This is a genomic window from Streptococcus sp. 29887 (assembly GCF_032595075.1).
Taxonomy (GTDB): domain Bacteria; phylum Bacillota; class Bacilli; order Lactobacillales; family Streptococcaceae; genus Streptococcus; species Streptococcus iners.
Map to the genome: position 1 here is coordinate 804,624 of NZ_CP118735.1, position 13,705 is coordinate 818,328.

At 42.9% G+C, this 13,705-nt stretch carries 16 protein-coding genes; 12 read left to right on the forward strand and 4 right to left on the reverse strand.

All coding sequences use genetic code 11. The features are described from left to right. Positions 1-39 precede the first annotated feature (39 nt). The 3 genes from PW252_RS04160 to PW252_RS04170 are packed head-to-tail and all read left to right on the forward strand — an operon-like array spanning position 40 to position 2,068. Positions 40-1,221 (forward strand): 3-phosphoglycerate dehydrogenase family protein, encoded by a 1,182-nt coding sequence (locus PW252_RS04160; protein ID WP_248049516.1) that lies wholly within the window; start codon positions 40-42, stop codon positions 1,219-1,221. Positions 1,222-1,223: 2 nt separating this feature from the next. Beyond that, on the forward strand, positions 1,224-1,718 hold the full coding sequence (locus tag PW252_RS04165) for a methylated-DNA--[protein]-cysteine S-methyltransferase (RefSeq protein ID WP_248049517.1): 495 nt from the start codon (positions 1,224-1,226) through the stop codon (positions 1,716-1,718). Further along, the gene (locus tag PW252_RS04170; protein ID WP_105124136.1) at positions 1,715-2,068 is read left to right on the forward strand and encodes an arsenate reductase family protein; all 354 of its coding nucleotides are present in this window, start codon (positions 1,715-1,717) and stop codon (positions 2,066-2,068) included. The genes PW252_RS04165 and PW252_RS04170 overlap by 4 nt, the downstream gene beginning before the upstream one ends. Positions 2,069-2,100: 32 nt before the next feature. On the opposite strand, the gene PW252_RS04175 is transcribed toward PW252_RS04170, so the two are convergent. Both PW252_RS04175 and PW252_RS04180 read right to left on the reverse strand, forming a co-directional pair. Further along, positions 2,101-2,997: a cation transporter gene (locus PW252_RS04175; RefSeq protein ID WP_248049518.1), complete on the reverse strand. Its 897-nt coding sequence runs from the start codon at positions 2,995-2,997 to the stop codon at positions 2,101-2,103. A 130-nt stretch (positions 2,998-3,127) separates the two neighbouring features. Continuing rightward, complete coding sequence (locus tag PW252_RS04180) at positions 3,128-3,955, reverse strand: exodeoxyribonuclease III (protein ID WP_248049519.1); 828 nt, start codon at positions 3,953-3,955, stop codon at positions 3,128-3,130. 158 nt (positions 3,956-4,113) lie between these two features. On the opposite strand from PW252_RS04180, the gene PW252_RS04185 reads away from it, so the two are divergent. Together PW252_RS04185 and PW252_RS04190 are read left to right on the forward strand one after the other, a co-directional pair. Then, positions 4,114-5,769, forward strand: coding sequence for a hypothetical protein (locus PW252_RS04185; protein ID WP_248049520.1), 1,656 nt, complete (start codon positions 4,114-4,116; stop codon positions 5,767-5,769). Positions 5,770-5,919: 150 nt separating this feature from the next. After that, positions 5,920-7,314 (forward strand): amino acid permease, encoded by a 1,395-nt coding sequence (locus PW252_RS04190; protein WP_248049522.1) that lies wholly within the window; start codon positions 5,920-5,922, stop codon positions 7,312-7,314. A gap of 49 nt (positions 7,315-7,363) precedes the next feature. Here PW252_RS04190 and PW252_RS04195 read toward each other — a convergent pair whose 3' ends face one another. Further along, positions 7,364-7,666: a hypothetical protein gene (locus PW252_RS04195; protein ID WP_172029316.1), complete on the reverse strand. Its 303-nt coding sequence runs from the start codon at positions 7,664-7,666 to the stop codon at positions 7,364-7,366. Positions 7,667-7,853: 187 nt separating this feature from the next. Here PW252_RS04195 and PW252_RS04200 point away from each other — a divergent pair, with 187 nt between their 5' ends. Then, positions 7,854-8,597 (forward strand): polyphosphate polymerase domain-containing protein, encoded by a 744-nt coding sequence (locus PW252_RS04200; RefSeq protein WP_248049524.1) that lies wholly within the window; start codon positions 7,854-7,856, stop codon positions 8,595-8,597. Next, positions 8,584-9,261: a DUF4956 domain-containing protein gene (locus PW252_RS04205; RefSeq protein WP_248049526.1), complete on the forward strand. Its 678-nt coding sequence runs from the start codon at positions 8,584-8,586 to the stop codon at positions 9,259-9,261. The genes PW252_RS04200 and PW252_RS04205 overlap by 14 nt, the downstream gene beginning before the upstream one ends. Before the next feature lie 109 nt (positions 9,262-9,370). Here PW252_RS04205 and PW252_RS04210 read toward each other — a convergent pair whose 3' ends face one another. Beyond that, a complete protein-coding gene (locus tag PW252_RS04210; RefSeq protein WP_248049527.1) occupies positions 9,371-9,853 on the reverse strand; it encodes an NUDIX hydrolase in 483 nt (160 codons plus the stop codon). A 167-nt stretch (positions 9,854-10,020) separates the two neighbouring features. Between PW252_RS04210 and folE the strand changes: the two genes are divergently transcribed. Genes folE through PW252_RS04235 form a run of 5 tightly spaced genes read left to right on the forward strand, consistent with a single transcriptional unit; the run spans position 10,021 to position 13,591 of the window. Continuing rightward, positions 10,021-10,584 (forward strand): GTP cyclohydrolase I FolE, encoded by a 564-nt coding sequence (gene folE, locus PW252_RS04215; protein ID WP_002938082.1) that lies wholly within the window; start codon positions 10,021-10,023, stop codon positions 10,582-10,584. 8 nt (positions 10,585-10,592) lie between these two features. Then, positions 10,593-11,405 carry a dihydropteroate synthase gene (folP, locus tag PW252_RS04220; protein WP_248049528.1) on the forward strand — a complete coding sequence of 271 codons (813 nt, stop codon included), beginning with the start codon at positions 10,593-10,595 and terminating at the stop codon, positions 11,403-11,405. Beyond that, positions 11,398-11,760 carry a dihydroneopterin aldolase gene (gene folB, locus PW252_RS04225; RefSeq protein ID WP_248032862.1) on the forward strand — a complete coding sequence of 121 codons (363 nt, stop codon included), beginning with the start codon at positions 11,398-11,400 and terminating at the stop codon, positions 11,758-11,760. Before folP ends, folB begins: the two co-directional genes overlap by 8 nt. Continuing rightward, positions 11,757-12,257, forward strand: coding sequence for a 2-amino-4-hydroxy-6-hydroxymethyldihydropteridine diphosphokinase (folK, locus tag PW252_RS04230; protein ID WP_248049529.1), 501 nt, complete (start codon positions 11,757-11,759; stop codon positions 12,255-12,257). The genes folB and folK overlap by 4 nt, the downstream gene beginning before the upstream one ends. 23 nt (positions 12,258-12,280) lie before the next feature. Further along, a complete protein-coding gene (locus PW252_RS04235; RefSeq protein ID WP_248049530.1) occupies positions 12,281-13,591 on the forward strand; it encodes a GntP family permease in 1,311 nt (436 codons plus the stop codon). The last annotated feature ends 114 nt before the right edge of the window (positions 13,592-13,705 follow it).

A 13,705-nucleotide genomic window follows, 5' to 3' on the forward strand; every position in this document is an offset into this window, starting at 1 on the left:
AGTCAGGCGGAGGCTCTTCCGCCTTTTTAGGTAAGAATAATGGTATTTAGCGTACGAACATTTAACAATATTAACCAAGTTGGTCTGAAGGAATTGGGCAATCGTTTCCAGATTGATGGAGATCATGCAGCAAATCCAGATGCCTTTATCATCCGTTCTGAAAACTTGCACGGCTTTGATTTTCCTGAAAATCTCAAGGCTATTGCCCGCGCGGGTGCAGGGACCAACAATATCCCAATCGATGAAGCGACTGAGAAAGGGATTGTGGTCTTCAATACTCCTGGAGCCAATGCCAACGCCGTAAAAGAAGCAGTCATTGCTTCTATCCTCTTGTCTGCGCGTGACTATATCGGTGCGACTGCTTGGACCAATACCTTGTCAGGTGATGATGTGCCAAAGCAAGTGGAGGCAGGTAAGAAGCAGTTTGCAGGGACTGAAATTTCAGGCAAAACCCTTGGTGTTATCGGACTCGGTGCTATCGGTGCCCGTATTGCCAACGATGCTCGCCGTCTAGGTATGAATGTTCTTGGCTACGATCCGTATGTGTCTATTGAAACAGCATGGAGCATTTCTAGTCACGTCAAGCGTGTAGATGATTTGAAAGAAATTTTTACCAATGCCGACTATATCACTGTCCACGTTCCTTTGACAGATAAGACCCGTGATTTGTTCAATGCGGACAGTTTTGGTCAAATGAAAAAAGGGACAACCTTAATCAACTTTGCTCGTGGTGAATTGGTCAACAATGCCGACTTGTTTGAAGCTATTGAAGCAGGAGTTATCAAGAAGTACATTACTGACTTTGGTACCGAAGAAGTACTTAATAAGGACAATATTATCGTCTTCCCACACGTTGGAGGCTCAACAGAAGAAGCGGAGCTTAACTGTGCTATTGCGGCTGGTCAAACCATCCGACGCTTTATGGAGACTGGTGAAATTATCAACTCCGTCAATTTCCCAAATGTCAAACAATTTTTGGATGCTCCATATCGTATCACCTTGATTAACAAGAATATTCCAAATATGGTAGCAAAAATTACTACAGCCGTGTCTGAATTGGGCATTAACATTGACAATATCATTAACAAGTCAAAAGGTGACTATGCCTATACCTTGCTAGACTTGGATGAGGCAGATAAGGGTAAAATTGACCAGTTGGTTGCTAATTTTGAAGCAACAGAGTCTATAGTTAAGGTTCGTGTTATCAAAAATAAAAACTAAGTATGTATGTAAAAAACATCTACCAGAGCCCACTAGGTCCCATGTCCTTGGTAGCCAGTGATAGAGGCTTGCGCGGTGCCTGGTTCGAAGGGCAGAAATATTTTGAACGTGGTTTAGATGAAAAGCCTGTGCTAGGCTCACATCCTATTTTAAACAGTACAAGACTGCTCCTAGATGCATACTTTTCAGGTGAGCAGGTAGATTTTTCAGACCTCCCCTTAGAGCCTGTTGGGATAGATTTTCAAGAAAAAGTCTGGCGGCTATTAAAAGAGATACCGCATGGCCAGACGACCAACTATGGAAGACTGGCCCAGCAACTTGGTCTTCGGTCTGGTCAGGCTGTGGGGGGAGCGATTGGGCGTAATCCCTACTCTATCATTGTTCCCTGTCATCGTGTTCTCAATCAAAAGGGACAGTTGACAGGTTATGCAGGTGGCTTGGACAAGAAAATCTGGCTCTTGCAACATGAAAATCCACACTTTGAGGTGAAAAAATGATTTTATATTATGAGTATCCTAAATGCTCGACCTGTCGGGCAGCCAAGGCAGAGCTAAAGAGTTTGGGCTTGGAATTTGAAGCAATTGACATTAAGGCGACGCCTCCCAGTGCTGACCAGCTCAAATCTTGGATGGAAGCAACTGGTTTAGACTTGAAAAAGTATTTTAATACGTCTGGTAATAGTTACCGTGAACTTGGTCTTAAAGATAAATTTGATAGTTTGACTGTGGACCAAGCATTAGACTTATTAGCTAATGATGGCATGCTGATTAAGCGTCCCTTGCTGATTCAGGATGGAAAAATCTTGCAGATTGGTTATCGAACAAAATACGAAAATCTCGGTTTATAGGGCCGAGATTTTTTGATGATTGAGCGAAAATTCTAGAGAGCATATTCCACGGTGATGTACTCATGATGTTGTTTGAGGGTATCAAGGATATGGGGCTTCTTGGCAACAAGCTGTCGCATGATGTCGTGTTCAACATCTTGAAGGTGTATCTTTATCCGAACCTGCATGCCTTGTTTATAGATATGAATATCCACATCCTCAGTTTCTTCTAAGTATTGTTCTAATATCTCATAAAGACATTCTTGAATTTCAGGTAGATGGACAGTACCATGGGCTAGTTCTTTAAATGAGGTAATGAGTAGGGTGAGAGGTTCCTTGAATGAGATTAGGGCAAGAGCAAGGGTTACGAAGAAATCACCTGTATAATGCAGAAAATCTAGGGGGCTCTTGTTAGGGATAAAGGCTAAGAATAGAAAGGCTACTCCAATGGCTGCTGAAATCAGACCGTCAATCAGATTGCCCTTGGCCTCGGCGGCGATGATGGTCGAAATATTGCCGATTTTTTTATTCATATAGCGATTGTAGGCATAAAGACCAAAGCAGACAAAGAGCATTATACTGGTGTAGGGGATAACAGGTCCAGTGGTCATCTTGTGGGCAATGCCATGGACAAAGTAAGCAAAGGCGGTTGCTGCAGTTTCTAAGACAGCAAAAATCAGGAGAAGTAAGGTTGCCAAGGATTTCATAATGGCATAGAGTGGTTCTAAAAAGTGTAATCCTTGGGGAAAGGTTGCCGTTTTCCTATGACTATGCTTGGAGATATGGTATGCGACCAGGGAAGATATAAAGGCAATGAGGGAAAAAACGCCATCAAGCAAGAGGGCATTTAGGTCAGTCATGATATAGACGGCTAGACCTGCTAAACCGTTTAAGCCATTGATAATAGCAGAAACGGTCAAGCAATGTGCTTCAATTTTCTTTGGATTCATTGATGACCTCCTTAACTGGTTTATTATATATTTATTATATCAATCTTTTTACTTTTCGGCAAGCGTGATGAATGTGCAATCAAAACTGTTCTGTAAATGAAAAAAAGAAGAGCTAGAGCTCTTCTTAATATTAGATATCAATTTCCATAACAATTGGTGTATGGTCTTGGCGGGCACCAGAATCAATCATATCTGACTTGGTTACCTTATCAGCGATACGGTCGCTGACCAACCAGTAGTCGATTCTCCAGCCTGTGTTGTTGATTTTGCTGGTGCGGCTGCGTTGAGCCCACCACGTATAGGCGTTGAGGACATCCCCATGTAAGTGGCGGAAGGTATCTGTGAAGCCTTTAGCAAGTAGATTTGTAAATCCTTCACGCTCTTCGTCTGTAAATCCTGGTGACTGGCGGTTGCTAGCTGGGTTGGCCAGGTCAATTTCCTTGTGGGCAACGTTGTAGTCACCTGTGGCTAGGACTGGTTTTTGGCTGTCAAGCTGAGATAGGTATGCAGCATACTGGACGTCCCAGATTTGGCGGTCGGCCAATCGTTTCAAGCCATCGCCAGCGTTTGGCGTATAAACCTGGGTAACATAGAAGTCGTCAAACTCTAGCGTGATGATGCGCCCTTCAGAGTCCATAGTAGTTGGCGCACCAATCTCTGGGAAGCTAATGGTCGGTGTTAGGTGGTTTTTATAGAGGAAGAGGGTACCTGCATAGCCCTTGCGTGCAGGCTCAACAGATGAACGCCAGGTATTTTCATAGCCAGGGAAGTAGCTTTCAAGGATTTCCAAGTGTTTTTTGGTTGGCCCCTTGTCAGAGAGCTTGGTTTCCTGAATGGCAATAATGTCGGCATCTTCCGCAACTAGCGTGTCAATCACGGCGCGGGATAGGAGGGCGCGTGGGGATTCAGCTGTCAGAGCAGCATTGAGGGAATCAATGTTCCAAGAAATGAGTTTCATACAGGTTCCTTTTCTAGTTTCTTACTGTTTTTACATTATACCAAAAATCCCCCTTTCAAGCGAACAAGGGAATTTGAAAAAATTTTTCAAATTTTGTGTTATAGTACTAAAAGTATGGTACAATAGTAGCAAATAAATCTTTGGTTTCGGAGGTTGTTATGAAAAGAAAATTGATTGGCTTTGCCTGGCTAGCTCTTATCCTAGAGATGCTAGTCTACTACTGGTATCAGCTACCCGCTATCAATGTGTTTAGTTTGGGTTTCTGGGTTTTCGTCTTGCAATCGACAGCCCTGGCCTGGTTGATTTTGCTTTTTAGCAATCCAGCAGGACTTGTTCAACAGGCTACCAAAGTGTCAGGTAGACAGCGTCAGGTGACAACCTACAATATCAATCCTAAACTGCCTGCCTTTCTTAGTTGGACTGGTCGCCTCTGGCTCTTAGTTGTTCTTGCCTTGGTTGGACTGGGGATTTTCAACTCTCCTATCTTCCGAGCTAAAGATTATGCGGCGGTCATTTCAGTGACGGATGCAGATTTCAAGTCGGATTTCCCTGAAACCGATATTTCCAAGCTGGCTCTCTTGGACCGTGCTTCGGCTGAGAAAATCGGTGACACCTATCTGGGCACCATCGATAAGGTTTCCCAGTTTGGTATTTCTGATGACTATCGTCAGATTACCATCGGTCAGCAACCTTTCCGTGTGTCGCCCTTGGAGTATAAGTCTTTTTGGAAATGGCTGAGCAACCATCAAGATGGGATTGGCTACTATGTTAAGGTCAATCAGACGACAGGGAAAGCAGAGCTTGCCAAGCTGAGCAAGTCCATGCATTATTCCGATTCGGAGTATTTGTTCAATGACACCCTGCGTCATCTCCGGATGCAATACCCAACAACCATTTTTGGAAAACCGTCCTTTGAAGTGGATGATGAGGGCAATCCTTACTATATCGCAACGACTTACCAACCAAAATTTGGTCTGTCTTCCAATGATCCGACTGGTGCCATAGTCTTGGATGCCGTGACAGGCGAGAGCAAGGAGTACAGTCTGGCAGATATTCCTGAGTGGGTGGACCGCGTTTATTCAGCCAGCAATGTGATTAGTCGTGTCGATGATCATTACACCTACCAAAATGGTTTCTGGAATACCATTTTCAGCCAAACAGGTGTCAAACATACAACTGACAGCTACAATTATATTTCTATCGGTTCTGATATTTACCTCTATACAGGCATTACCTCAGCTACAGCAGATTCATCCAACCTTGGATTTATTCTGGTCAATATGCGGACCCGTGAAATCACAAACTACAAACTAGCTTCAGCGACTGAAACTGCAGCCCAAGAATCAGCAGAAGGGGAAGTACAGGAAAAGGGCTATCAGGCAACAGCACCAAGTCTGGTCAAATTAGCAGATACTGCCTACTACTTGGTTTCTCTCAAAGATGATGCTGGTTTGGTCAAGTCCTATGCCCTGGTCGATGCGGAAGATTACCAACAAGTAACAGTCAACAATGACGTGGCGTCCCTTATTTCGCAAGTGACAGGAAGAGATGCTTCAAGTCTAACAGGCCTCAATACAAGCGACTCTGGAGAAGTTGAAGAAGCAGAAGTGATTTCTGGCAAGGTTGAAGCCTTGGCCAGCCAGATGATTGCTGGTTCAACGGTTTACTATATTCAATCAGAAGGTCAGATATACAAGGTTAAGGCAACTGAGGATAGTACAGACAAGCTACCATTTATCAAGGTCGGAGATAGTTTTACAGGTCAACTGGATAAGAACAATTACCTGAAAAATGTGACTATTAGTCAAGAATAATTTGAAAGAAGAGCGGGAATTGACTTTAGGGCAGACCTGCTCTTTTCTTTGTATTTTGGTGCTAAATATACGTTTTTGTGGTATAATGTGGCAGGCTTGTATTTGTTCATCTGTAGAACAAATAGGCTATTCTATTTTAAGGAGTAACTTGTGAATTTATTTAGAAAAAAACAAGCAAGTGGACGGAGCAGTTATATGCGGCGCCACTTGGGCTTGGTGGATTTGATTTTATTAGGGATTGGTTCCATGGTGGGAACGGGAATTTTTACGGTCACTGGCCTAGCGGCGGCGCAATATGCAGGTCCAGCTTTGATTATATCGATTGTAATTGCCGCAGTTTCTGTTGGTTTAACGGCCTTATTTTACGCTGAATTTGCCTCTCGAATCCCGACAAACGGTGGGGCCTACGGCTATCTCTATGCGGTATTTGGTGAATTTCCTGCCTGGCTTGCAGGTTGGTTGACCATTATGGAATTTTTGACAGCAGTGTCCAGTGTGGCATCGGGCTGGGGTTCTTATTTGAAAGGTTTGTTAGCTAATTTTGGTCTTGCTCTGCCAACGGCCTTGAATGGCACTTTCAATCCAGCTCAAGGAACCTATATCGACCTTTTACCAGTCTTGGTGCTGATTTTCGTGGTTGGTGTGGTTCTACTCAATTCCAAGGCTGCCCTTCGATTTAACTCGGCTCTAGTTGTATTGAAATTTTCAGCATTAGCTCTTTTCATCCTTGCTGGGCTCTTCTTCATTAAGCCTGAGAACTGGTCCAATTTTGCTCCATTTGGTTTTGGGGCAGTCTATGGTGGTCAGGCTGGTATTATGGCAGGGGCTTCTCTGATGTTCTTTGCCTTCCTTGGTTTTGAGTCTATTTCCTTGGCGATTGATGAAGTCAAAAGCCCTGAGAAGAATGTACCAAAGGGAATTGTATTGTCCTTGTCTATCGTAACCATTCTTTACATAGTCGTGACCTTGGTCTTGACCGGAATGGTGCACTATAGCAAGCTTAATGTAGCGGATGCGGTTGCCTTTGCTCTTCGTGAAGTGGGCTTGGGCTGGGCAGCAAGTTATGTATCTGTCGTAGCTATCTTGACCCTGATTACGGTATGTATTTCCATGACCTACGCCCTATCTCGTATGGTTTACTCCATCAGCCGTGATGGGCTCTTGCCTAAATCGCTCAGCCAATTGACAGCGACTAGCAAGGTTCCTAAAAATGCGACTATTTTAGTGGGTATCTTTGCGGCAATCTGTGCAGGAATTTTCCCTCTGGCTAGTATTGCCAGCTTCCTCAATATTTGTACCCTAGCCTATCTGATTATGCTGGCCCTTGGCCTTATCCGCTTGCGTCAGGTTGAAGGTTTACCAAAAGAAGATCAATTCAAAACGCCATTTGTACCAGCTTTGCCAATCCTTTCCATCATTATCTGCCTGTCCTTTATGTTCCAGTACAGCCTAGATACCTGGATTGCCTTTGGAGTGGCGCTCATCGTAGGAAGTTTGATTTATCTTTTCTATGGATATAAACATTCGGAAGTTCATTCCAAATAAGCAAATTAAATATAGTAAAAAGAGATGGTTCTGTGCCATCTCTTTTGCTTTACAAAATAAAGGGTTCGATTTTTAACTCTATCTTATCTCCGTACTTAGCCTGCAAATCGTCTGCAAGAGGATGATAGAGAGTTCGTAATTGTTCAATCTTGTCTGGGAACTGCTTGCCAACGTAGTCAAATTTACACTCAATGGTTAAAAAGAGTTGATGGAAGAGTTCGTTGATCTGGTTCAGGCGGGCAATCATCTCTTCATCTTCTTTCAGAAAATCTGGAATTTCTGAGCGATTGTTGACAAAGCCGTCGATGAGTTTTACGGGGAAAGAGCCGTATTCTAGGACAAATTCGTACATAGGGTTCTCCTTATCATTGTTAGGACTATTGTAGCATAGTTTGGAGTGTGACAAAAGGATTTCAATTCTATTGCTGTTTAAGTTTTGTTTAACATTATTTTTAGTTTCGTTTAAAGGTTGACCGTTAAACTAAGGACTATAAACGAGGCAGGTAACTGCCAAGCACTTGAAATAAAGAGGGAAAAAGATGAAAACTAGAATTGTACAAAAACAATTTAAACGCATTGAAACAAAATACATCGTTGATAAAGAAACATTTGTACTACTCGAAAAGGATTTGCAGCAACACATGGTTTCAGATGAGTTTGCGACTTCGACTATCACAAATGTCTATTTTGATAATGAAGATTTCGACATGATTCAAGACTCCATTGCCAAGAAAAATGGGCGTGAAAAAATCCGAATGCGGATCTACGATGCCCAGCCATCTGCAGGTAGCCAGGCCTTTCTAGAAATCAAGAAGAAAGAGAATAAAATCGGCTATAAGTATCGCTTGACTTCTAATCCTTTGTCGGTAACCAACTATATCGAAAAAGGTGTGATAGATCAGACCATCACAGATGAAATGGTGACGTCTGAGTTGGAACGGTTACGTGAACGTTATGGAGCCATCAAGCCGATGATGTATATCTATTATGACCGTGTGTCCTATAAAGGTATTGAGGACAAGAAAATTCGTTTAACCATTGATAAAAATTTGCTTTATCGTCATTACGAGGTTGCAGCAACAGAAGGGAAATTTGGAGAAGCTCTTCTAGATCCCAACAAGGTCATTATGGAAATCAAGGTACCAGAGCAGTTGCCAGACTGGTTGTTAGCCTTGTTAGAAAAATACCAGCTGGAGAAGCAATCATTTTCAAAATATGGAAATGCCTACAAGCTGGCCCATCAAATGCGCAGAGAGGAAGTAGCCCTACATGCAATTGTTTAATAGTATCTTTTCAACATCAAATAACCATATTACCCTAACTCAGATGTCCCTGATTTTTGGTGTCAGTCTTGCTATGGGTGTGCTCCATGCAGCTGTTTATAAATACAAATCTAATTATACTAAGGAATTTGTTATTAGCCTCAGCCTGATGCCTGCCCTAATTGCTGTTATTATCGCCTTGGTCAATGGAAATTTGGGAGCAGGTGTGGCGGTGGCTGGGACCTTCAGTTTGATTAAGTTTCGTTCTGCCGCAGGTTCATCTAAGGAAATGCTAGCCATTCTATTGGCCATGGCCATTGGTCTGGCAACGGGTATGGGTTTCCTTGGACTTGCCGTTTTTATGACCCTAGTCTTGTCAGCCTGTATCTTGATTTTTGAAAACATTGGTTTTGCCCAGGTTAATCAGAACCGCCGCCATCTCCTAGTGACTGTACCGATTGAGTTTGACTATGATCAATTTTTTGAAAATCAATTTGGTAGTTCTTGTAAACAAGCAGACCTCATTTCCCTCAAATACAAGCAGAAAAAAGAAGCCCTTGTTTTAGAATACCAAGTTCTTCTGGAAAAATCAGTGACGGACAAAAAACTGGTTGATACCATCTTAACCGCTGGACCCCTAGATGTTATTCTGAACAAGCAAATGCCTAAGAAAAAATATTTATAAAATCAAAGAAGCCCTGGATTTCCAAGGCTTTTTCTCTGTCACTTAGAATTGGAATTCACAAGTGAAGTATTTATATGAAAGTGTTGAACTGTGAATATAGGTTCTTAGCTTATTTTTCATAAAAATCAACGCTGTAATCCAGCAAAGTATCTCCATCGTAGCGGAAGCAGGCAGAGAAGAAAGGACGGTTTTCCAAGAGCCATTCCTGAAAATGACGGTCACCTTCCCAGGTGGGCTTGGACAGAACTTGGTCATAAGGAACCCACTCCAAATCGCCTTCGTTGCAGTCAATAAGACTTCCTTCAAAGCCAGTAATTTTGAAGACATAGGTGTACCAGTCTGTGTTTGGAGTAAAGTCTGGGAAGGTGATAACCCCTTTGAGGGCGTGTTTAGTGACGGTCAGACCCGTTTCTTCCAAGACCTCGCGAATGGCACAGGCTTGCGGTGTTTCTCCAGGTTCCAATTTGCCACCCACTCCAATCCATTTACCTTGATGGACATCGTTTTCCTTTTTATTTCGATGAAGGAGGAGAAATTCTTTGCCATTATCAATGTAGCAAATGGTAGCGAGTTGAACAGGTTTTTTAGTCATGGTGGCTCCTTGAAAATATTTTTCTTCATTATACCATAAAGCTCCTTGTATGAGTATGTCAGCCTTCTATCTGACAGGGGACAGTTTTTGGATTAGCATACTGAAAGCCCTTTTCTGAAAAGGGAATTTAGGGTATAATAAGAACATCAAACTATTTAAGGTGTATTATGTCAAAACAAGAACAAATCGAACAAACCATTTATCAATTATTGGAATTACTAGGTGAAGACCCGAATCGTGAAGGGCTCTTAGATACGCCTAAGCGGGTCGCTAAAATGTATTTAGAAATGTTTAACGGCTTAGAAGAGGACCCAAAAGACCAATTTACAGCTGTTTTTTCAGAGGGACATGAGGAAGTGGTCTTGGTCAAGGATATTCCCTTCCACTCCATGTGCGAACACCATTTAGTGCCTTTTTATGGCATTGCCCATGTAGCCTATATTCCTAGCAAGGGTCGTGTGACAGGTCTGAGTAAGCTGGCACGTGCAGTAGAAGTAGCCAGTCGCCGTCCCCAGTTACAAGAACGCTTGACCCATCAGGTTGCCCATGCCCTTCAAGATGCACTTGAACCAGAAGGTGTTTTTGTCATGGTAGAAGCAGAGCACATGTGCATGAGCATGCGTGGTATTCGCAAGCCAGGTAGCAAGACGGTGACGACTGTTGCCCTCGGTAAATACAAGGAAGATGCCATCTTGCGCCGTGAACTCTTGTCCATGATCCACAATAAATAGGAGGTCCTATGTCTATTCAAGACTTAACAAATCAAGTGACTATTATGGGAATTCTCAATGTGACCCCAGATTCTTTTTCCGATGGAGGCAACTACAATGAAGTAGAAGCTGCCTTGGTTCAGGTGGAAAAATTATTGGCAGATGGGGCGACCGTCATTGATGTCGGTGGTGAGTCCACTCGTCCAGGTGCAACATTTGTGTCTGAAGAAGATGAAATTGCACGCGTGGTGCCCATTATCCGTGCTATCAAAGAAAACTATGACTGTCTTGTCAGCGTCGATACCTATAAAACAGGCACAGCACGTGCAGCCTTGGAAGCAGGTGCAGATATTTTAAACGATGTCTGGGCAGGTCTTTATGATGGGGAAATGTTGGCTCTGGCTGCGGAGTACAAGGTGCCCATCATGCTCATGCACAATCAGAAAGAAGAAAGCTATGCGGATGTTGTTGGAGAAGTTAAAAACTTTCTAGCTGAGCGGGCTCAAGCTGCTTTGGATGCTGGAATAGCTGCAGGCAAGATTTGGTTGGATCCAGGCTTTGGCTTTTCTAAGAATGTTCAGCATAATTTGGATCTCTTGCAAGGTTTGGATCAGATTACTGGTCTTGGTTATCCGGTTTTATTCGGGATTTCCCGTAAGCGCGTGGTGGATTACTTGCTTGGGGGAAATAGTTTACCGACTGATCGTGATCAAGCTACAGCAGCCCTGTCCGCCTGGGCAGTTCAAAAAGGCTGTAAAATGGTCCGTGTCCATGATGTCGCTGCCAACCGTGACATCGTTAAAGTTTGGGACCAATTGACTTCTGGAGGTCAACATGGATAAGATTTCTCTTAATAAATGCCGTTTCTATGGTTACCATGGGGCTTTCAAAGAAGAACAGGTTCTTGGTCAAATTTTCACAGTTGACTGTGATTTGTTTGTTGACCTGACAGCAGCTTCTCAAACGGACCAGCTAGAAGATACAGTTCACTATGGTTTGGTTTTTGAAACCATTAAAGCGGTTGTGGAAGGTAAGCCCTATCGCCTGATCGAAAAGGTAGCCGGTGTCATCTGTCAAGAGATTTTTGACCAATTTCCAATGGTAGAAAAAATTCGCTTGGCCATTTACAAGGAAAATCCGCCCATTGCTGGTCATTATGATGCTGTTGGGGTTGAACTGGAGCGTGAACGACCATGAAACATCTAGCCTATCTCAGTATCGGTGGGAACATGGGCGACCGGCAAGCCTACTTACAGGCTGCCTTAAAAAAACTGGACAAACACCCAGACTGCCGACTTGGTTCGGTTTCCCATATCTATGAAACACCAGCTTGGGGCAAGACGGATCAGGCTGATTTCCTCAATCTAGCCTGTCAAGTGTATACTGATTTGTCTGCCCAGGAATTTTTAACTTTCTGCCAAGAGATTGAGCAGGACCTTGACCGCGTACGGATTGAAAAATGGGGCCAACGCACCATTGATTTGGACATTATTTTTTGGGATGATCAAGTGATTGAGGAAGAAAACCTCATCGTTCCCCATCCCTATGCTCATGAGCGGGCATTTGTGCTTTTACCGCTGACTGATATTGCGGCCGATTACTATCATCCTGTCTTGCAAAAGACAGTTGCAGAATTATTGCTTCCCTTGAAAGATGTAAAAGATATTAAGAAATTGAATTTAAAAATGCAATAGTATAGAAAAATAGTAGGAGAATTATGGAAATATTAGCGATTTTAGGAGTTTTATTGGCTGTTGTAGCCATTATTTATTTAACGTCAAAGAATTTACATGTCATTGTGGCAGCGCCAGTAGCTAGTTTGATTATTTTGCTGACCAACCAGATGAATGTGTTAGAGGTCATGTTGGGACAGGAGAAGTCTTACATGACAGGCTTGGCAGGTTTTTTAATCAATAACTTTGCAATTTTTATGCTAGGCTCTATCTTGGCACGTTATATGGAGGCAAGTGGGGCTACCTTGACCATTGCTAATAGCATTCTAAAATTAGTGGGGAAAGATAGTCCTTATAAGGTCTTGCTAGCTTTGGCCCTCATTACAAGTATTTTGACCTATGGAGGTGTGAGTATTTTTGTTGTAATATTTACTCTCTTGCCTCTGTCACGTCCTCTTTTCAAAGAGTTAAATATCAACTGGGCTCTATTCCCACTACCAGTCTTTATGGGTGCTAGCACCTATACCATGACAACCTTACCGGGTACACCGTCCATTCAGAACGTTATTCCGACCAAGGTTTTGGGAACAAGTTTGACAGCGGCTCCGCTTATCAGTTTGGCTGCTAGTGCGGTTCTCTTGCTCTTTGGCTTGTTTTACATGGGCTACTGTCTCAAGAAGAGCTTGGCAAATGGGGAAACCTACACGGAGAATGTTGACGATGTGGTTGTGGACTTAGATACAAAAAGACCAAACCTCTTCTTCTCAGTCTTGCCCTTGCTTAGTCTGATTGCGACCATCTTCCTTTTGAATAAAACTCCGAATGTTTTGGTCATTGGCTTGTTGGTATCTATTGTTTTATCAGCCATCTTGTTCTACCCATATCTGCCTAATCAGAAGGAACTTCTGAATACAGGGGCGACTGCTTCTATTGTTCCTGCCTTTGCCACTTCAAGTACGGTGGCATTTGGTACTGTCTTGACCTTGTCAGCTGGTTTTGCGGTAATTCAAGAATGGATCCAACAAATTCCGGGTTCGCCTTTGATTAGCTTGTCTGTGTCAACAGCCTTGCTCAGTGGTATTATTGGTTCATCCTCTGGTGCGGTTGGTATCGCCTCAAGTAATTTCTTGCCTGCCTATTTGGAAATGGGGATTGACCCGGAAATCCTTCACCGTGTGGTCGTAGTGGCTTCGGCTATCCTAACAGTTGTACCGCAATCGGGTGTCATGATTACCTTCCACAATCTGTCTAAGTTAAGTATGAAGCGTGGTCTTAAGTACTCATTTGTACTGGTGACTGTCGGACATATCTTGGCACTCATGGTTGTTTTAGCCTTGGTAGGCCTACTTTACTAGAAGAATAGAGATGGGATTTTCATTTGAAAATCCTATTTTTTGCAAAAAACTTAACCACTTTATAATTAACTGGTTGACTAATTGTATGAAAAATTATATACTTTACTGGTAAAA